We start from the raw sequence: 19,840 nt of genomic DNA, 5'->3' as shown, positions 1-19,840 counted from the left end.
TGCTCACCGCGCGAGCGCGACGGACGCGTTGACCTGCACGACCGGCGTGTTCCCGTCGAACGGCGGCGCGTGCAGGAAGCGGTCGATCACGCCTGCCTCGAACAGCAGGCAGTAGGTCGACCCGCCGAACTGGAAATAGCCGATCTCGTCGCCCTTGTCGACGCGCTGGCCGGGCATCACGTCGATCACGCACGACGATACGTCGCCCATCCCGACGAACACGGCCGCCACGGTGCCGATGCCGGGATCGTCGCTCGAAATCGCGACCACCGCGCGCGCGGCGACCGCCGTCATATAGCCCTGCGAGTCGTTGAGTCCGGCCGGGTCCGGGCCTTCCGCTTCGGCCACCGAGTAATAGGCGCCGTCCACGCGATACGCGTGCGTGACGACGCCGCGCACCGGCGCATGCCAGCGGTGATAGTTGTACGCGCTCAGGTAGGCCTGGTAGACGTCGCCGCCGACGAAGCGCTCGGCGAGCGACAGCCAGGCGGGCGTGAACAGGTCGCGCAGCGAGTACGGCTGCGACTTGATCCAGAACGTGTCGCGCAGCTTCACGTTCGTTTCGGTGTGATAGGGCGCGGCTTCGCACGCGCTGACGATCACGTGCGGATCGTCGGGCGCCGCGACGGGCCGTGCGCCGTCGCGAAAGCGCCGCGTGAAGAAGTCGTTCCACGAATCGAAGCCCCAGTGCGGCTGGTCTTCGCGATACTGGAACTGCGACAGTCCGAGCCGCTTGCGCGCTTCGTCGCAGAACCAGCCGTCGGGCGCGGACGTGTCGAGATGCGCGCGCGAATGCGGGCCGCCGAGGAAATCGCACCAGGCGTTCAATACGCGCTTCAACTGCGCATTGACGGATGCGTCGCGGAACACCGCATGGCCCGACGGCATGCACATCGGCCAGTCGAAGAACGCGTTCAGCGGGCACACGATCAGGCTTTCCTCGCTGAACGGCGGCGTGTAGGTCATCAGATGGTCGAGCACGGTCATCAGCTCGCCGATCGACGCGTAGCCGAGCCGGTATCCCGCTTCGCGCGCTTCGTCGATCGCGCGCGACAGGCTCATGCGCAGCACGGCGTTGTCGTCGAACAGCCGCGCGAGTTCCTGGACGGCCGGCGTGCGCAGCCGCTCGCCGGCATGCGCGCGCGCCTCGCTCGCGATTTTTTCGCGGAACGCGGCCATGTGCGCTTCCTCGGCGGCCATCCATCCGCCGAGGCGGCGGCGTGTGGCGGGCGGCGTATTGCGATTCGTCGGCATCGTCACCTCCGGAAGGGTTAGGGGGCGAAGCGAGGGAGCAAGACGCTTGCCCGGCGCGCGGCACCGAAATTGCTGCGTTCGGGCGACCGGTTTCCTTCGATGACCCAGGAGAGAAAGATGGCTACAGCTTCGAACGCACGACAGACGAACGATGCGGAATCGACGGACGAGCGTCGCCGCGACGGGCAGCGGACCGTGACGCCGACGCGGACGCGGAAACGGCCGCATGCGGCGCCGCGCGGCAATGGCGGCGGAAACGGGCCGGTGACGCCGAGCCGCGGCGAAGATACAGCGAAACCGCTGTGGGAAGACGACAGCGGGACGTTGCCGCCGGAAGAGTGGCCGTGAGGCTGTCGACGCATCTCGTTGGCTGCACAAAATCGCTTACGATCGGGCGTTTCGGTTGAAATTCGGTTACGCGTGCACAAAATCGATTATTTACGGCACGTTTTGCACAAAATCGATTTCGGTGACTCGGAGCGAGTGCCGATTGGGCATCAGCTTCAATTTCCACGCCGCGCCGCGACGAGCACCGCCACGGGCAACTGGGCCAGACAGCGATCGAGCGCCAGCACACCTTCCGGCGCATCGATCGCACCGATCGCATCCCGAGTATTCAACCAGTCGTTCCACGGCCCTTCAACGCCGCGCGGCAGCACGACCGCCGTGTCACCCCATTGCGCCGGCTCCACGCGCGGCAACTCGGGCGCTTCCCCCAGCAACCGGCACGCGAGCCGTGTCGCCACGACCACCACCGTCGCCGCGTCGTCGCACCGCGCGAATGCCACCACGTGACGCGCGAGCTTGCCGCGCACACGCAGCGGAACATACGCGCCATCCGCGAACGTCGTCGGCCACCGCGCACGCAGCGCCAGCATCCGCTCGATGAGCGCGCGCTTCACACGCGCGTCGGGCCACGCCGACAAATACGATGCGACCGACCCGTCGACCGGTTCGGCCGCCAGCGTCGCGAACGGTACCTCGCGCCGGTTGTCCGGATCGACGAGCGAGTGATCCCATGATTCGGTACCTTGATACAGATCGGGCACACCGGGCGACGCGATCCGCAGCGCCGTCTGCGTCAGGCTGTTGACGACGCCGGCCGGCGCGATCCGCGCGACGAACGCATGCAGCCGATGCGGAAAATCCCCCGCGCCGCGCGGCGTCAGGATCGCGCGGACGAACGCTTCGCAACCATGCTCGTAATCCGGCTCGGGCGCGAGCCAGTCGGTGGACTGCTTCGCTTCGCGCAGCGCCTTCGTCTGCCATTGCACGACGCGCGTCGCGAGCGCGTCGAGGCCGGCCGCATCGTCGGGGGCGAGCGCCGGCGGCCAGCAGCCGACGAGCGTCTGATACAGCATCGCCTCGGTGGCCGGCCCGGGCGTCCACGCGAGATCGCGGTGCGCGCGGCCGCGATGCGGCAGGTTCAGCGCGGACCAGTCGAGCGACACCGCGCGCCACGCGTCGGGCACCTCGCTCAGCACCGCGAGCCGCGCACGTGCGTCCTCGCCGCGCTTGTGGTCGTGCGTGGCCGTCGCGACGAGCCCGTGCGGCACGGTGCGCGCGCGGCGCCGGTTGCGCGCATGGAACGCGCCGCGCGACAGGCTGAAGTCGCCCGCGTCGGCGCCGACTTCATTGCGCGACAGCAGCCGGCCGTAGCGATAGTTGGCCGTATCCTCGACGCCCTTCGCGGCCAGCGGCGCGGTGAGCTGCGCGAACGCGACGCGCGCCGCGACCAGCGCATCGGCGTCCACGCGCGGCACCCGCACGACCGGCAAGCCGAGCCACGCGGCGACGCGCTGGAGCGCGAACCGGTCGGTCGGATCGACCGCCGCGTACGCACCGTCGTATGCGTGCGCGAGCACGCGACGGTCGGCGTCGGCCGGCTCGGCGCTCCGTGCCGGATACATCCGGTACACGGGCAGCCGCACCGCGAGTTCGCCGAGCACGCGCCGGATCGCGATCAGGCTGACGTCGCGCGTCGCGGGCGCCGCCCGCGCAATCCCGTGCAGCAACCGCGCGACCCGTGCGTGTTCGCCGGCGAGCTGGCGCATCAGCACGCGCCGCTTGCCGTCGAGCGCTTCCTGCGCGAACGTGCGCGCCGAGCCCGATACGGCCGCCCAGTGCGCGGCGAGAGGTTCGGCGCCGGCCGGGTCGTGCAGCAGCGCGCCGACGTCGTTCATGAAGTCGTAGCCGGTCGTGCCGTCGACGGCCCAGTCGCTGCGCAGCGCTTCGCCGGGCGCGAGGATCTTCTCGACGACGATGTAGGGCTGCGTATCGCGCTGCGCGGCGAGCCGCGCGTGCAGCCGGCGGCAATACGCGCCCGGATCGGCGAGGCCGTCGACGTGATCGACGCGCACGCCGTCGACGAGCCCGGCCGCATGCAGGCGCAGCGGCAGCGCATGCACGGCGTCGAACACCGCGTCGTCTTCGACGCGTACGGCCGCGAGCGTCGCGATATCGAAGAAACGCCGCCAGTTCAGCTCGTCGGCGGCCGTGCGCCACCAGGCGAGCCGGTAGTGCTGGCGTTCGAGCAGCCGGTGCAGGCACGCGCGCGAGCGCGCACGGCGCGGGTCGGCGCCGCGCAATACCGCGTCGAGCGCGTGCGGGCCGTGCGCGGCCGCATGATCGCGCAGCGCCGCATGCGCGGCGGCGAGCCGCGCGCTGTCGCGTGCCGGCGCGGCGGCGTCGAAGCGCTCGGCGAGCGCGTTCAGGTCGGCCCGATTCGCGATGCGCAGGATCTCCGCGTAGGTGGCGGCGGCCACGGGCAGCCGCCGCCCGGGGCACGCGATGTAAAAGCAGCCCGCGGCCGGATCGGCGCGCAGCGTGATGTCGCCGGCCGCGAGCGCATCGCCGTACGGCGCGCCGAGGCACGGCAACAGCACCTTGCCGTCGAGCGCCGGGTCGGGCGGATGCCAGTCGATGTCGAAGTAGCGCGCGTACGGGCTCGCCGGCCCCCATTCGAGCACGTCGTTCCACCAGCCGTTCGACGATCCGCCTACACCCATGTGGTTCGGCACGATGTCGATGATGAGGCCGAGGCCGCGCGCGCGCAGCGCGTCGACGAGCCGGATGAAGCCGGCTTCGCCGCCGAGTTCCGCGCCGAGCACGCCGTAGTCGACCGTGTCGTAGCCGTGCAGCGAGCCGGGTTCGGCCGTCGACACCGGCGACAGGTACAGGTGGCTGACGCCGAGCCGCGCGAAGTAGTCGGCGTGCGCGGCCGCGTCGTCGAACGTGAAACCCGCATGCAGCTGCAGTCGCAGCGTCGCGCGTGGGGTCACGGGCCCGGCCTCCGCGCGTGGCGCGCGTGCGCGACGGCCGCGATGCGTGCGCGCACGTCGGCGTCGAACAGCGCGTCGATCGGGCGCGGCAGCCGCTGCCGCCAGTTCGGATGGCCGCACGGCGGGCCCGGCAGGTTCGGCTGCGCGTCGAGCGCGAGCAGATCCTCGAGCGGCAGCAGCGCGAGCGGCGACGGGCCGCTCGCGACGTAGGCCAGGATCGCGTTCACCGGCGGCATGTCGGCCGGCGGCACCGCGGCGCCGGCCGGCGCGCAGCCTGCGTGCTGCAGCGCGTGCCACAGCGCCGCGCGCTCGGTCGCGCGTTCGGCATGCGCGGCGAGCAGTTCGGGCGGCGGCGGAGGCGGGGGCGTCGAGCGATTCGGTTCGGTGGGCTGCACGGTGTCGTGTCCGAACGCCATGCCTTGCACGATCTCGTTGGAATCGTGTGTGCTCGCATCGTCCGGTTTCGGGGCGGCGACATCGCGCGATGGTTGCGCTTCGTCGCGCCGTTTCGCGGCTTCGGCCTCCGCCGCGACGCGCCGCCACCCGAGATCGACGCCGCGCCACCAGCCGGCCACGGTCGGCAAATCGTGCGTCGACGTCATCGCGATCGCATCGCGATCCCACGCGGCGGGCGGCCGGAACGCGCCGTTCGCGTCGCGCTCGAACCACAGCACGCGCATGCCGGCGACACCCTGCGCGCCGAGCCGTTCGCGCAGCCCGGCCGGCACGGTGCCGAGATCCTCGCCGATCGCGATCGCGCGATGGCGCGCCGCCTCGAGCGCGACGAGCCGCACCAGGTCGTCGAGCGGATAGCGCAGGTACGCGCCGCCGCGCGGCGAGCCGCCGTCCGGCACGATCCACATCCGCGCGAAACCGAGCACATGATCGATGCGGATGCCGCCCGCGTGCGCGAACGCGCCGCGCAGCAGCTCGATGAACGGCATGAAGCCGTCGGCGCGCAGCGCATCGGGCGTCCACGTCGTCACGCCCCACGCCTGGCCGGCCGCGTTGAACAGGTCGGGCGGGGCCCCGAGCGACACGCCGCGCAGCAGCGTCGTGCCGTGCGCCCACGCGTCGCTGCCGGCCTGATCGGAGCCGACCGCGAGATCGGCGATCAGCCCGGTCGCCATGCCCGCGCCGCGCGCCGCATGCTGCGCGTCGCCGAGCGCGCGCGACGCGCACCATTGCAGGAACGTGTGGAACGCGATCGTGTCGGCATGCGCGTGCGCGAACGCATCGACTTCCGCCGATCCCGGCGTGCGCCACGGCGCGGGCCACTGCCGCCAGTCCGCGCCGATCCCGTGCTCGATGCAGAACGCCTGCAGCGCATCGAAACGCGCATGCGCGTCGAGCGCCGCGCCGCCCGCCGCACGAAACCGCTGGTACGTATCGCGCGACGGGTCGTCGCTGGCGCGCCATGCGTCGAAGCACGCGCGCAGACGGCGCAGCTTCATTGGCAGCACGCGCGGCCAGTCGATCAGCGCGGCGTCGGTCGCGGCCGTAGCGGCGGATGCGCGCGGTGCGGCATCGGCGCCCGGCACCGCGTCGCAGTCGAGATACGCGACGTTGTGCCAGCGGCGCGACGACGGCGAATACGGGCTGTCGTGCGCGGGCAGCGCCGGATAGCCGGCGTGCGTCGGGCTGATCGCCACCGCCTGCGCGCCGTGCCGCGCCGCCTGCGCGGCCAGTCGCGCCAGCGCGGTGTAGTCGCCCGCGCCGTCGTCGCCGGTGCGGCGCAGGCTGTAAAGCTGCGCCGCGATGCCCCAGCGGCCCGCGTCGGGTGCGCGGGCGAACGTGTCGAACGGCTGCGCCCGCGGCGGCGCGATCGCGAGCCCGATGCGCTGCTCGCCGATGTCGAGCGCGTGATATCCGGGCATCGCGAGCGGCGGCAGCGTACCGTGTTCGCCCGCGCCGCCCACGCGGCCGTCCACGTGCCCGCCGGTTTCGAGCGAGATCCTGAAGCGCGCGCCCGGCGCCGCGACGGTGGCGGGCAGCATCACCGGCAGGCCGGCATCGCCGGTCACGATGCGTGGTGGCGACGCCTTCGCATCGGCGAGCGCCGCCGCGCTGTCGACCCGCTGGATCGCGGTCCCGCACGGCCAGCCGAGCGCGTCGACGAGCGCGACGAGCGCGTCGTCGTCCACGCGCCGCGCGACGCCGCCCGCGTCGGTCCAGTCGGGTTCCAGGCCGGCCGCACGGGCGAGCGCCGCAATCGGGACGTCGGTCGTCATGACGTGCTCCGTCCGTTCGCGCGGTGATGCCGCGCATCCTGGTTGACCGCGCCGTCGCGCCACGCGATGCACGCGCGGGGCGGCACGTGCCCGCCGGGCAGCCGGTCGCGTGCGCGCGGCGGCGTCTCGAACACGATCTTGCCGACCGGCAGCGCGGGCAGCGTCGCGTCGTGCGAGCCGAGATTCAGCGCGATCGTCAGCGTGCTGCCGTCGCCGAGGCGCCAGCGCGCGACCAGTGCGGGCGGGTCGCCGTCGCCGGCGAGCAGCTCGACGCCGAGCGCCCGCGCGCCGGCCAGGTGCGGCGTCACGAGCGCCGCGCGCACCGCCAGTGCGCTACGGTAGAAGCGCCGCCACGCGGCCGCGTCGGGCCACGACTCGTCGGGCGGATGGTGCGACGACGAGCGCACGAAGGTCGCGATGTCGTTCGGGTCGGGAATCGCGTCGCGATGCGCGGCGTCGGCGAACGCGGGAAACGCGGCGAATTCGCGGCGCCGGCCGTCGCGCACCGCGTCGGCGAGCGCGCCGCGATAGTCGGTGAAGAACTGGAACGGCTGCGTGCTGCCGTCTTCCTCGCCCATGAACAGCAGCGGGATCGACGGCGCGAGCAGCATCAGCGCGGTGGCCGCGCGCACCGCGTCGTCGTTCGCGAGCGCGCGCAGCCGTTCGCCGAACGCGCGGTTGCCGATCTGGTCGTGGTTCTGCAGGAACACGACGAACGCGGTCGGCGGCAGGTGCGCGCTCGGCTCGCCGCGCGCGGCGCCGTCGTGCAGCGGCGACGGCTCGCCCTGGTACGCGAAGCCTTCGCCGAGCGTGCGCGCGAAATGGCGCAGCGGCGCGTCCGCGTACGCACGGTAGTAGCCGTCGCGTTCGCCCGTCAGCAGCACGTGCGCGCTGTTGTGGAAGTCGTCGTTCCATTGCGCGTCGAAGCCGCCGGGGCCGAGCAGGCTCGCGGTATTGCGCTCGTTCTCCAGCACGAGATGCACGTGGCGCGCATCGCCCGCCTGCGCGCGTGCGCGGCGCGCGAGTTCGCGCAGCCACGCATCGTCGTCGATCGCGTGCGCGGCGTCGATGCGCAGCCCGTCGAAACGGTATTCGTCGAGCCAGTACAGCGCGTTGTCGATGAAGAACGTGCTCGTCTGCGGACGGGAGAAGTCGATCGCCGGCCCCCATGCGGTCTGCCGGTCAGCGCGGAAGAAGTCGGGCGCGTAGCGCGGCAGCAGGTTGCCTTCGGGGCCGAAGTGGTTGTACACGACGTCGAGGAACACCTGCAGCCCGAGCCCGTGCGCGGTGTCGACCAGCGATTTCAGCTCCTCGGGCCGTCCGTACGACGCGTCGGGCGCGAACGGCAGCACGCCGTCGTAGCCCCAGTTGCGCGCGCCGGGGAACGCATTGACGGGCATCAGCTCGACCGCGGTCACGCCGAGTTCGGCGATCGCCGGCAGGCGCCGCTCGACGGCCGCGTAGCCGCCGCAGGCGCCGACGTGCAGCTCGTACAGCACCGTCTCGTGCCATGGGCGGCCGCGCCACGCGTCGTGGCGCCAGCGGTACGCGGCCGGATCGACGACCTGGCTCGGGCCCAGCACGTCGTACGGCTGGAAGCGCGACGCGGGATCGGCCACCGCGAGCGCGTCGTCGAGCACGTAGCGGTACAGCGCGCCGGGGCCGCACGGCGCGATCGTTTCGAACCAGCCGTCGCCGACGGGCGTCATCGGAATCGCGCGGCCGCCCGTGTCCTGCAGCTCGACGGCGGCGGTGCGGCTCGCGGGCGCCCACAGCCTGAAGCGCGTGCGGTCGGCATCGAGGCAGGTCGCGCCGAACGTCGACGCGTACGCGTGCGTGCCGGGCGAATGGGCGGAACGGGACGTCATGGCGGCTCCTCACGAAGACAGGTCGGGTGGCACGGCCGCGACCGCGATCACGGCCGCATGCGCGGCGACGTCGAGCCCGGCTTCCGGCCACGAGCGCGGGCCCGAGTCGGGCGTCGCGGTGTCGAGCAGGATCCGGTAATCGAGCACGGGCGCGGGCGGCATGAACGTGATGGTGTCGGCCGACGCGTTCAGCATCACGAGCAACGCCTCGGTGCGCCCGGTGCGGCCGGTGCCGACGCGCCGCATCGTCAGCGCGCGGCGCTCGCCGTCCTCCCACGCGGGCACGGTGAGCGCGTCGCCGCGTTCGTCGAACCACCCGATCTCGCGCATGCCCGGCGCGCCGTCGCGGTCGCCCGACGGATAGCGCGGCGCCGACATCACCGGATACATGCGCCGCAGCGCCGCGAGCCGCGACACGAAGCGCGTCATCTCCACGCCTTCGTCGCTGCGCGCCAGGTCCCAGTCGAGCCACGACAGTTCGTTATCCTGGCAATAGGCGTTGTTGTTGCCCTGCTGCGTGCGGCCGAATTCGTCGCCGGCCACGAGCATCGGCGTGCCGAGCGCGGTAAACAGCGTCGCGAGCATCGAGCGTGCGACGCGCCGGCGCACGTCGCGGATCGCCGCGTCGTCGGTCGGCCCTTCGACGCCCCAGTTCGCGCTGCAGTTGTCGTCGCGGCCGTCGCGGTTGTCCTCGCCGTTCGCGTCGTTGTGCTTGCCCGCATACGACACGAGGTCGGCGAGCGTGAAGCCGTCGTGCGCGGTGACGAAATTGACCGATGCCCACGTGCGGCGCCGGCCGTGATTGAACAGGTCGGCCGAGCCCGACAGGCGCGCGGCCAGTTCCGGGCGCTGCCCCGCGTCGCCGCGCCAGAAGCGCCGCACGGTGTCGCGAAACCGGTCGTTCCATTCGGCGAAGCCGGGCGGATGGCGGCCGAGCTGATAGCCGCCGGGGCCGAGATCCCACGGCTCGGTGATCAGCTTGCGCTGCGCGAGCACCGGGTCCTGCCGCAACGCGTCGAAGAACCCCGCGCCGGGCTCGAAGCCGTGATCCTCGCGGCCGAGCGTCACGCCGAGATCGAAGCGGAAGCCGTCGATGTTGAACGCGGTCGCCCAGTAGCGCAGCGAATCCATCACCATCTGCACGACGCGCGGATGCGACATGTTCAGCGTGTTGCCGCAGCCGGTTTCGTCGACGTGGTAACGCGGATCGTCGGGCCGCAGCCGGTAGTAGCTCGCGTTGTCGAGGCCGCGCCACGACAGCGTGGGTCCGAGCTGGTTGCCTTCGCACGTGTGGTTGTAGACCACGTCGAGCACGACCTCGATGCCGGCCGCATGCAACTGGCGCACCGCGATGCGCATTTCGTCGAGCCGCCGCGTCGTCAGATACGACGGCTCCGGCGCGAAGAACGCGGCCGTGTCGTAGCCCCAGTAGTTGCGCAGCCCGCGTTTCACGAGCTCGCGCTGCTGCAGGAACGCGTGGATCGGCAGCAGCTCGACCGTCGTCACGCCGATCGACAGCAGGTGATCGATGAACGCCGGATGCGCGAGCGACGCGAACGTGCCGCGCTCCGGCGTGCGCAGCCCGGCGCGGCGCATCGACGCGCCGCGCACGTGGGTCTCGTAGATCACGGTGCTGCGCCACGGCACGTTCGGGCGGCGGTCGTTGCTCCAGTCGAACGCTTCGTCGACGACCACGGCTTTCGGCATCGCTGGCGCCGAGTCGCGCCGGTCCATCGACAGGTCGGCCCGGTTCGAATGCACGCGATAGCCGAACAGCGCGTCCGACCAGCGGAACTGGCCGACCAGCTTGCGCGCGTACGGGTCGAGCAGCAGCTTGGTCGGATTGAAGCGGTGGCCGTGCTGCGGCTGGTACGGGCCGTCCGCGCGGAACCCGTACACGGTGCCCGGATGCGCGTTGGGCAGGTAGCCGTGCCACACCTCGTCGGTGCATTCGGGCAGGTCGAGGCGCGCGAGTTCCTTGCGGCCGGTCGGGTCGAACACGCACAGCTGGATGCGCTGCGCGTGCGCGGAAAACACCGCGAAGTTGGTCCCGAGGCCGTCCCAACTGGCGCCGAGCGGATAGCTGCGGCCGGGTTCGAGACGGTCGGGCAGGGCGGTCGGCATGGGGGTGGATCTCCGTATCGGGGAGGTGAGTGATCAGGCGGGGGTCAACCACAGCGTCGCGAGCGGCGGCAGGCGCAAGCTCGCCGACCACGCCTCGCCGTGCGCGGGCACGGCTTCGGCCCACACGGCGCCGTCGTTGCCGGCGTTGGTGCCGCCGTACGGCGCGGCATCGGTGTTCATCAGTTCGCGCCACTGGCCGGGCGCGGGCAGGCCGAGCCGATAGCCGGCGCGCGGCACGGGCGTGAAGTTGCAGACGGCGACGACCAGGCGCCCCGTGTCGTCGCGGCGCGCGAACGCGAACACGCTGTTGTCGCGGTCGTCGCCGATCAGCCAGGCGAAGCCGTCCGCGTGGCAGTCGAGCGCATGCAGCGCCGGTTCGGCCGCATACACGCGGTTGAGATCGCGCACGAGCCGCTGCACGCCGCGATGCGCGGGCGCGTCGAGCAAGTCCCAGTGCGGCGTCGCATCGTGCGCGAATTCGGACCATTGCGCGAATTCGCTGCCCATGAACAGCAGCTTCTTGCCGGGATGCGCCCACATGAAGCCGAAATACGCGCGCAGCGTCGCGAGCCGCTGCCACGCGTCGCCGGGCATCTTCGCGACGAGCGAGCCCTTGCCGTGCACGACCTCGTCGTGCGACAGCGGCAGCACGAAGCGCTCGGAGAACGCGTACACGAGCCCGAACGTCATCCGGTCGTGGTGATAGCGGCGGTGGATCGGGTCTTCGTGCAGATACGCGAGCGTGTCGTGCATCCAGCCCATGTTCCACTTGAAGTCGAAGCCGAGCCCGCCGTCGGCGGTCGGCGCGGTGACGCCCGGCCACGCGGTCGATTCCTCCGCGACGGTGACGACGCCGGCCGGCGCGGCTTCACCGTGCAGCGTGTCGTTCAGCCGGCGCAGGAACGCGACCGATTCGAGGTTCTCGCGGCCGCCGTACACGTTCGGCACCCATTCGCCTTCCTTGCGCGAATAGTCGCGGTACAGCATCGACGCGACCGCGTCGACGCGGATCCCGTCGACGTGATAGCGGCGCGCCCACGCGAGCGCCGATGCGACCAGGAACGCGCTGACCTCGGTACGCCCGACGTTGAACACGCAGGTGTTCCAGTCGGGATGCATTCCCTCGCGCGGATCGGCATGCTCGTACAGCGCGCTGCCGTCGAATTGCGCGAGCCCGTGCGCATCGTTCGGAAAATGCGCGGGCACCCAGTCGACGAGCACGCCGATGCCGGCCGCATGCGCGCGATCGACGAAGCGCGCGAAGCCGTCGACCGGCCCGAAGCGCGCGGACGGCGCGAACTGCGCGAGCGGCTGGTAGCCCCACGAGCCGCCGAACGGGTACTCGGAGATCGGCATGAATTCGACGTGCGTGAAGCCCATTCCCTTCACGTACGGAATCAGCCGCTCGGCGAGTTCGTCCCACGTCGCGCTGCGCTCCATCTGCTCGGGGATGCGCTGCCACGATTCCGCGTGGACCTCGTAGATCGACCACGGCACGCGATAGCGGTCGTTGCGCGGCCGCGCGTGCATCCACGCGTCGTCGTGCCATGCGAACGCGTCGAGCGCTGCGACGTCGGCGACCACCGACGCCGTATGCGGCGGCGCTTCGGTCGCGCGCGCGCACGGATCGGCCTTGTGCGGCAGCACGCGCCCGTCGGCCGCGCGCAGCTCGTACTTGTAGCGCTCGCCCGCGCCGATGCCCGGCACGAACAGCTCCCACACGCCCGACGGCCGCCGCAGCCGCATCGGATGGCGGCGCCCGTCCCACGCGTTGAAATCGCCGACCACCGACACGCGCTGCGCGCTTGGCGCCCACACGGCGAAACGCACGCCGTCGGTGTCGTCGATGCGCATCGGCGTCGCGCCGAGGCAATCGAGCACGGCGGCCGGGTCGCCGGACGAGAAGCGCGCGAGCGCCGCTTCGTCGAGCAGCGTGCCGAACGCATACGCGTCGTCGATCACCTGATGCGCGTGCGGCCAGTCGATCGCGAGCAGGTAGTGGGGCGAGGTGCCGTCGTGCGCGATCGTCCCCGCGAAGCAGCCGGCGCGATCGACGCACGCGAGCGCGCCGAGTTCGGCGCCGTCCGGCGACAGCGCGCGCACGCGCTCGGCGCCGGGCAGCAGCGCCCGCACGACGACCTGGTCGGCCTGTTCGTGCGGGCCGAGGCACGCGAACGGGTCGGGATGGCGGCCGGCGAGCAGCGCATCGATATCGGCGCGTTCGAACAGCGTGTCGGTCATGGGTTTCCTCCGTCGTCGGGCAGCACGCCGTCGCCGAGCAGCCGGTCGACCAGCGCCGCGAGCCCGCCGACCGGCACGCTCAGCCAGTCGGGCCGGTTCGCGGCTTCGTAGCACAGCTCGTACGACGCCTTGTCGATCAGGAACAGCGCGAGCAGGCGGTCCGCGTAATGCGGATCGACGAAGCGCGCGGGCGCGAGGTCGGCGGCCGCCCGATAGCATTCGACGAAGCGGTCGGCGGCGGCCTGTCCGAAGCGGTCGAACAGCGCGCGCTTGCGGCCGGCCGCTTGCGGCGGCGCTTTTTCGATCGCGAACTGCGCGGTCGCGCTCACGTACGACAGCGAGCGCAGCAGGCCGGCCACGTCGCGCAGCGGATGCGATTTCGCGCGGCGCCGCTCGAGCGCGCGCGCCGGTTCGCCTTCGAAGTCGATCAGCAGCGCGTCGCCCTGCACGTCGAGCACCTGGCCCAGATGAAAATCGCCATGAATTCGCGTGCATTGCGCGTCGAGCGTGCGCGGCACGAGTTCGCCGAGCGCCTCCACCGCCGCGTCGCGCGACGCGAGCAGCGCGTCGGCCGACGCGCGGGTGGCCGGATCGAGCGCGTCGAGCCGCGTGCGCAGCACGTCGAGCGCATGCTCGAACGACGCGATCGCGTCCACGCACCAGCCGTCGACGTGCTCGGGCGTCGCGCGCTCCGGCGCGAACGCGGGATCGTCGGACGGCTGCGCGAGCGCGACGTGCAACTGGCCGAGCCGCGTGCCGATGATGCCCGCGAACGCCGCGTAGCCGAGCAGCGCGTCGGGCTCCTCGTCCGTTTCGGCCGCCTCGCCTTCGTCCGCGGCCGGCAGCGCGAGTTCGTCGATCGCGCGCCGCAGGAAATCGAACGAACGCGTCCACGCGTCGCCCTGGTTGTCGACATAGCGCTGCAGGATCGCGACCGTGTGCGGCGTGCCGTCCGGATCGACGTGCACGACTTCGCCGGCCAGCGTCGCGGTGTTTGCATAACCGATACGCGTCAGGTGCCGGCTCATTTCCGCTTCCGGATGAATGCCGTGCGCGACCTTGCGCACCAGCTTCAGCACGATCGCATCGCCGATCACGAGCGAGCTGTTGCTCTGCTCGGCCGCGAGCCAGCGCACTTCCGCTTCGTCGCCCGGGTCGAGCCCGGCGAGCGCGTCTTCCGGCAGAAAGGTGAGCCGGCCGCCGTCGGACGTCGGCACCGTCGCGCCGTCGCGCAGCTTGCGCAGCATCCCGCGCGCGAACGCCGGCAGTGCGAACGCGTCGGTCAGGTAACCGACCGTATGGCCGCGCCGCACGCGCGCGAGCGCCAGTTGCGCGAACAGCGGATGGGACGTCTCGCCGCCCCACGCGGCCGCGAGCGGCACCACGTAGCGTTCGGCGCCGCCGTCGCTCGCCGACACCCACGCCTCCGCGTACTGGAACGGCTCGTCCGGAATCGGCGTGACGACGTTCAGCCACGCGTCGCCGATCTTGCGATCCTTCGACGCGAACCAGCGTCGCCGCGCGAGCCATGACGCGAGCGCGTCGTGCGCGAGCGCATGCAGTTGCGACACGTCGGGCCGCGTATCGCCGCGTCGCATCACGAGCGTCACGTATTCGGGCAGCGGCTCCGCATGCGGTTGCCGCCACGACGGTTCGCGGCCGTGCTCGGCGAGCACGAACCACAGGAACCCGTACGGCGGAAAGGTGAGGAGATACGGGAGCTGGCCGATCGGCGGAAACGGCGAATCGGACGTCATCTCGATCGGCACGCGGCCCGCGAATTCGGACAGGTCGAGTTCGACCGCCTGCGACGCGCGCGACAGGTTCGCGACGCACAGCACCGGCTCGTGGCCGTCCAGCTCCCGCAGGTACGCGAGCACCTTGCGGTTGTCCGGGCGCAGGAAGCGGATCGTGCCGCGCCCGAACGCCTGCGACGCGCGGCGCGTCGCGAGGATGCGCCGCGTCCAGTTCAGCAGCGAATGCGGGTCGCGCGTCTGCGCCTCGACGTTGATCGCGTCATAGCCGTACAGCGAGCCCATCACCGGCGGCAGCACCAGCAGTTCGGGGTCGGCGCGCGAGAAGCCGCCGTTGCGGTCGGACGACCACTGCATCGGCGTGCGCACGCCGTCGCGATCGCCGAGGTGGATGTTGTCGCCCATCCCGAGCTCGTCGCCGTAGTAGATCACCGGCGTGCCGGGCATCGACAGCAGCAGCGAATTGATCAGCTCGATGCGGCGCCGGTCGCGCTCCATCAGCGGCGCGAGCCGGCGCCGGATGCCGAGGTTCAGCCGCGCGCGACGGTCGCTCGCATAGGTCTGCCACAGCAGGTCGCGCTCCGAATCGGTGACCATCTCGAGCGTCAGCTCGTCGTGGTTGCGCAGGAACACCGCCCACTGGTTGCTCGGCGCGAGCGCCGGCGTCTGCCGCATGATGTCGAGGATCGGGAAGCGATCCTCGCTCGCGATCGACATGTAGATGCGCGGCATCAGCGGGAAGTGGAACGCCATGTGGCATTCGTCCTCGTTGCCGAAGTATTCCTGCACGTCTTCCGGCCACTGGTTCGCTTCCGCGAGCAGCATCCGGTTCGGGTATTCGGCGTCGATCGTCGCGCGGATCCGCTTCAGGATCGCATGTGTTTCGGGCAGGTTCTCGTTGTTGGTGCCTTCGCGCTCGACCAGGTACGGCACCGCGTCGAGCCGCAGCCCGTCGATGCCGAGGTCGAGCCAGAAGCGCATCACCTGGATCACTTCGCGCACGACGGCCGGGTTGTCGAAGTTCAGGTCCGGCTGATGAGAATAGAAGCGGTGCCAGTAATACTGGCCGGCCACCGGGTCGTGGGTCCAGTTCGACGTTTCGGTGTCGAGGAAGATGATCCGCGTGCCCGCGTATTTCGTGTCGGTGTCGGACCACACGTAGTAGTCGCGATGCGTGGAGCCCGGCTTCGCGCGGCGCGCGCGCTGGAACCACGGATGCTGGTCCGACGTGTGGTTGATCACCAGCTCGGCGATCACGCGGATGCCGCGCGCATGCGCTTCGCGGATGAAGCGCCGCACGTCGGCCAGCGTGCCGTAGTCGGGATGCACGTCGCGGTAGTCGGCGATGTCGTAGCCGTCGTCGCGGCGCGGCGACGGATAGAACGGCAGCAGCCAGATCGTGTCGACGCCGAGTTCGGCGATGTAGTCGAGCTTCGCGATCAGGCCGGGGAAATCGCCGATCCCGTCGTTGTTCGAGTCGAAGAACGACTTCACGTGCACCTGGTAGATGATCGCGTCCTTGTACCACAGCGGATCGTCCGCACAGAGCGCGGGTTCGCGCCGGCGCGCGCGGCGCCGGCGCGGCGTGCCGGCCGGCGCGAGCGACGGGAATTGCGCGCGGCGCACATCGTCGAGGGAATCTTCGCGTTTCATCATGCATGCGCTCCCGAAGGGCGGCGGGCGGAGTCCGGTTCGGGCGCGGCCGCCCGCGCGGCGCCCGGAGACGGCGCGAGCCGCCAGATTGCGTACGGCCGCACGTGCGGATCGAGCGACACGTACTGGCGATGGCCGAGCCAGGTTTGCGCGTGCGCGGCGTCCTGTTCGAGCGCATCGAGCGGTTCGCCGTCGGCCAGCCCGAGGCCGCGCCACAGCGCCGCGTCGAGCGTGAAGTTCGTGGCCTGCGGATGCCACGGGTCGAGACTGATCGCGACGATCACCACGCTGTCGAACGCCGGCGTCGCCTTCATGAACACGAGCACCGAATCGTTGTCCGCATCGACGAACGTGAGCCCGAGATGCGTCTGCAGCGCCGGGTGATCGCGCCGCGCGCGGTTCAGCCGCGCGATTTCCGTGCCGATGTGAGCGGCCTTGCTCCAGTCGCGCGCGCGCAGCTCGTATTTCTCCGCATCCGCGTATTCCTCGCTGTCCGGCAGCGGCGCTGATTCGCCGAGCTCGAAACCGGAGTACAGGCCCCACGAGCCGGCCAGCGTCGCCGCGAGCGCCGCGCGGATCACGAACTGCGAACGCGGCGCGTTCTGCAGGTGACGCGGATTGATGTCGGGCGTGTTGACGAAGAAGTTCGGCCGGAAGAATTCGCGTGGCGGGCCGGCCGTCAGCTCGGTCAGGTAGTCGATGAAGTCGCGCTTCGACTCGCGCCACGTGAAGTACGTGTACGACTGCGAGAAGCCGACTTTCGCGAGGCGATACATCATCCCCGGCCGCGTGAACGCCTCGGACAGGAACACGACGTCCGGATGCCGGCCGCGCACGTCGTCGATCATCCACGCCCAGAATGGCAGCGGCTTCGTGTGCGGGTTGTCGACGCGGAAGATCCGCACGCCCGCGTCGACCCAGAACAACACCGCGTCGCGCAGCGCGAGCCACAGGTCGGGCAGCGCGTCCGGCGCGTAGAAGTCGGGGTTCACGATGTCCTGGTAGCGCTTCGGCGGATTCTCCGCGAAGCGCAGCGAGCCGTCGGGCCGCCACGCGAACCAGCCCGGATGCGCGGCGAGCCACGGATGGTCGGGCGAGCACTGGATCGCGAAATCGAGCGCGATCTCGAGCCCGTGCCCGCGCGCGGCGTCGACCAGCGCGCGGAACGATTCGAGCGTGCCGAGCTGCGGATGCACGGCCGTGTGGCCGCCGTCGGGCGAGCCGATCGCGTACGGGCTGCCGACGTCGTCGGGGCCGGCGGTCAGGCTGTTGTTGCGGCCCTTGCGCGCGGACGTGCCGATCGGGTGGATCGGCGGGAAATACAGCACGTCGAAACCCATGTCGCGGATGCGCGGCAAATGCGCGATCACGTCGTCGAACGTGCCGTGCCGGTGCGGATCGTCGCTCGCCGAGCGCGGAAACATCTCGTACCAGCTCGAGAAGCGCGCCTTGCGGCGTTCGACGTCGACCGGGTAGATCGTCGCGTCGTGCGTGACGAACGGGCGGTAGCGCAGCGCCGCGTATGCGTCGGCGAGCGCGGGCGCGCCGATCAGCGCGAGGCGGGCGTCGGGCGACGCGTCCTTGAGTTCGGCGACGAGCTGCTTCATCCGCGTGAGCGCGCGCGGATCGGCCGGCTCGGCGAGCTTCAGCGCGGTCGCGAGCAGCAGTTGCGCTTCGCGCGCCTCCAGCGTCACGTCCTGGCCGGCCGCGCGCTTTTTCTCGATGTCGGTGACGAGCGACGCCCAGTCGTCGCGCCACGCGATCACGCGGAATTCATGACGGCCGAGCCGGTCGAGCGTGACGCGTGCGTGCCAGCGGTCGTTCGGTTCGGCTTCGAACGGCACTTCGCGCCAGCCGTCTTCGCCGGCCGCGCGCCACTGAAGCATGGCCGCGAGATGCGCGTGCCCGTCCGTGAAGATCGACGCGCCGACGACGAGCGGCTCGCCGATCACGCGCTTGATCGCGAAGCGGCCGTCGTCGACCGACGGCTCGACGCGTTCGATCGCGATCCGGTCGGCCACGAGCGCGGCCGACAGCGCGGTGCGTTCGTGCGCGGCGTCGGCGCGCGTCGTGACGGGCGGCGCCCGCCATGCATGCAGCAGCGCATACGCGCCGGGGGCGAGCGTGAACGGCTCCAGCGCGGCGGGCGTCTGCGTTTGCGCGCCGTCCTGCGTGGCGACACGCGTGAAGCCGCCCGGCACACCGGGCAGGATCGTCGCGGGGTCGAGCGTCGCGGGCGCGTCGAGATCGGGATTCAGCGCGATCAGCAGCGCCGCGTCGTCGTGTTCGAGCGACGGGCCGGTGCCGCGCAGCAGCGCGGTCGCGCTCGCGCCCGGCGCGCTCAGTTGCACGATTTCGCCGCGCGCCGCCGCGACGGGCGTGGCGCGCCGCCATGCGTTCGCATCGGCGAGCGCGCCAGACAGGTCGAAACGCGCGTGCTCGAACGCGGCGCGGTAGCGCGCGGCATCCGCGTCGCGCGCCATCAGCGGCACCGTTACGCCGCGCTCGAAACCCATCGGCACGAGCCAGCCGGTGCCGACGGCCGCGGCCGTCCACAGCGCGCGGCGATACGCGCGGGCGACGGTGTCGTCCGGTGCGTCGGGCCAGTCGTCGGCCAGACGCGGGCCGTCGGGCGCATCGGGAAACGCGATCGGCGCGCCGATGCGCCGCAGCAGCCGGTGTTCGTCCGCGAACCACGGCGCGCGCAGGTCCCACCAGCGCACCGATGAAAACACCGCGTCGAACCCGGCGGCTTCGAGCTGCGCGAGCGCGTCGCGCGCATGGCCGGGCACGCCGGCGAGCACCGCGACGTCCGGGCGCGCACGGCGCAGCGCCGCGCGCCAGCCCGGCCACCAGTCGGCCGGCAGATGATGCGGCGCGTCGATCAGGAAGCCGGCCGCGCCCGCATCGGCGAAGGTCGCGAGATGCGCGCACCACCATGCCGATAGCGCGTCGCGCACCGCTTCGTCGCCGGCGTTCGCATGCGCGATGTCGAGCGCGTGCGCGGTGCCGCGCGGGTCGATCAGCGCGTCGTCGTGCGCGCGCTCGACGTACCAGTCCGGATGCTCGGCGCGCAGCGGGTTCTCGCGTGCGATCCGGTCGGGCACGACTTCGAGCAGCAGGCGCAGCCCGTGGCCCTTCGCGAGTTGCGCGAGGCGAGAGAAGGTTTCGAGCGCGCTCGCGCGCGTCGCGAACGACTGGGCCGGCCGCCGGAAATCAGCCACGTGGCGCGGAAAGCCGGCGACGCTCGCGGCCCAGAACGCGCCGACGAGCACGTGATCGAAGCCCATCCCGGCGATATGCGCGAAGGTTTGCGGCCACGCGTCGAGCGGCCCGACGAGGCGGGCGTCGCAGAAGTAGAGGTGCGGAGCGAACGGCGGTGTGGAATCCATGGCGTGGCGTGAGCGGGTGGCGCGAGCGGTAAAGCGGATGCG

At 71.5% G+C, this 19,840-nt stretch carries 8 protein-coding genes; all 8 read right to left on the bottom strand.

Annotated elements, in window-relative coordinates:
* Window positions 1–3 precede the first annotated feature (3 nt).
* The gene (locus HWX14_RS26230; protein WP_175885246.1) at window positions 4–1,254 is read right to left on the bottom strand and encodes a phosphatidylserine decarboxylase family protein; all 1,251 of its coding nucleotides are present in this window, start codon (window positions 1,252–1,254) and stop codon (window positions 4–6) included.
* Between the two features lie 503 nt (window positions 1,255–1,757).
* Window positions 1,758–4,535, bottom strand: coding sequence for a malto-oligosyltrehalose synthase (gene treY, locus HWX14_RS26225; protein ID WP_175885245.1), 2,778 nt, complete (start codon window positions 4,533–4,535; stop codon window positions 1,758–1,760).
* The gene (malQ, locus tag HWX14_RS26220; protein ID WP_175885244.1) at window positions 4,532–6,766 is read right to left on the bottom strand and encodes a 4-alpha-glucanotransferase; all 2,235 of its coding nucleotides are present in this window, start codon (window positions 6,764–6,766) and stop codon (window positions 4,532–4,534) included. Before malQ ends, treY begins: the two co-directional genes overlap by 4 nt.
* A complete protein-coding gene (gene treZ / locus HWX14_RS26215; RefSeq protein WP_175885243.1) occupies window positions 6,763–8,634 on the bottom strand; it encodes a malto-oligosyltrehalose trehalohydrolase in 1,872 nt (623 codons plus the stop codon). The genes malQ and treZ overlap by 4 nt, the downstream gene beginning before the upstream one ends.
* 9 nt (window positions 8,635–8,643) lie before the next feature.
* Window positions 8,644–10,758: a glycogen debranching protein GlgX gene (gene glgX, locus HWX14_RS26210; RefSeq protein WP_175885242.1), complete on the bottom strand. Its 2,115-nt coding sequence runs from the start codon at window positions 10,756–10,758 to the stop codon at window positions 8,644–8,646.
* Window positions 10,759–10,791: 33 nt separating this feature from the next.
* Complete coding sequence (gene glgB / locus HWX14_RS26205) at window positions 10,792–12,999, bottom strand: 1,4-alpha-glucan branching protein GlgB (RefSeq protein WP_175885241.1); 2,208 nt, start codon at window positions 12,997–12,999, stop codon at window positions 10,792–10,794.
* Entirely contained in the window at window positions 12,996–16,406 is a 3,411-nt protein-coding gene (gene treS, locus HWX14_RS26200) for a maltose alpha-D-glucosyltransferase (protein WP_175885578.1), read from the bottom strand. Before treS ends, glgB begins: the two co-directional genes overlap by 4 nt.
* Window positions 16,406–19,798 carry a maltotransferase domain-containing protein gene (locus HWX14_RS26195; protein WP_175885240.1) on the bottom strand — a complete coding sequence of 1,131 codons (3,393 nt, stop codon included), beginning with the start codon at window positions 19,796–19,798 and terminating at the stop codon, window positions 16,406–16,408. The genes treS and HWX14_RS26195 overlap by 1 nt, the downstream gene beginning before the upstream one ends.
* Window positions 19,799–19,840 lie beyond the last annotated feature (42 nt).

The organism is Burkholderia sp. BCC0044 (assembly GCF_902832955.1).
GTDB lineage: Bacteria > Pseudomonadota > Gammaproteobacteria > Burkholderiales > Burkholderiaceae > Burkholderia.
The sequence above is the reverse complement of the archived record's forward strand: the minus strand, read 5'-3'. Positions and strand labels throughout refer to the sequence as shown.

What these genes read in the sequence shown, in the direction of transcription:
- HWX14_RS26230 (WP_175885246.1), bottom strand. Translation starts at nt 1,254, where the DNA reads ATGCCGACGAATCGCAATACGCCGCCCGCCACACGCCGCCGCCTCGGC.
- malQ (WP_175885244.1), bottom strand. Translation starts at nt 6,766, where the DNA reads ATGACGACCGACGTCCCGATTGCGGCGCTCGCCCGTGCGGCCGGCCTG.
- treZ (WP_175885243.1), bottom strand. Translation starts at nt 8,634, where the DNA reads ATGACGTCCCGTTCCGCCCATTCGCCCGGCACGCACGCGTACGCGTCG.
- glgX (WP_175885242.1), bottom strand. Translation starts at nt 10,758, where the DNA reads ATGCCGACCGCCCTGCCCGACCGTCTCGAACCCGGCCGCAGCTATCCG.
- glgB (WP_175885241.1), bottom strand. Translation starts at nt 12,999, where the DNA reads ATGACCGACACGCTGTTCGAACGCGCCGATATCGATGCGCTGCTCGCC.
- treS (WP_175885578.1), bottom strand. Translation starts at nt 16,406, where the DNA reads ATGAAACGCGAAGATTCCCTCGACGATGTGCGCCGCGCGCAATTCCCG.
- HWX14_RS26195 (WP_175885240.1), bottom strand. Translation starts at nt 19,798, where the DNA reads ATGGATTCCACACCGCCGTTCGCTCCGCACCTCTACTTCTGCGACGCC.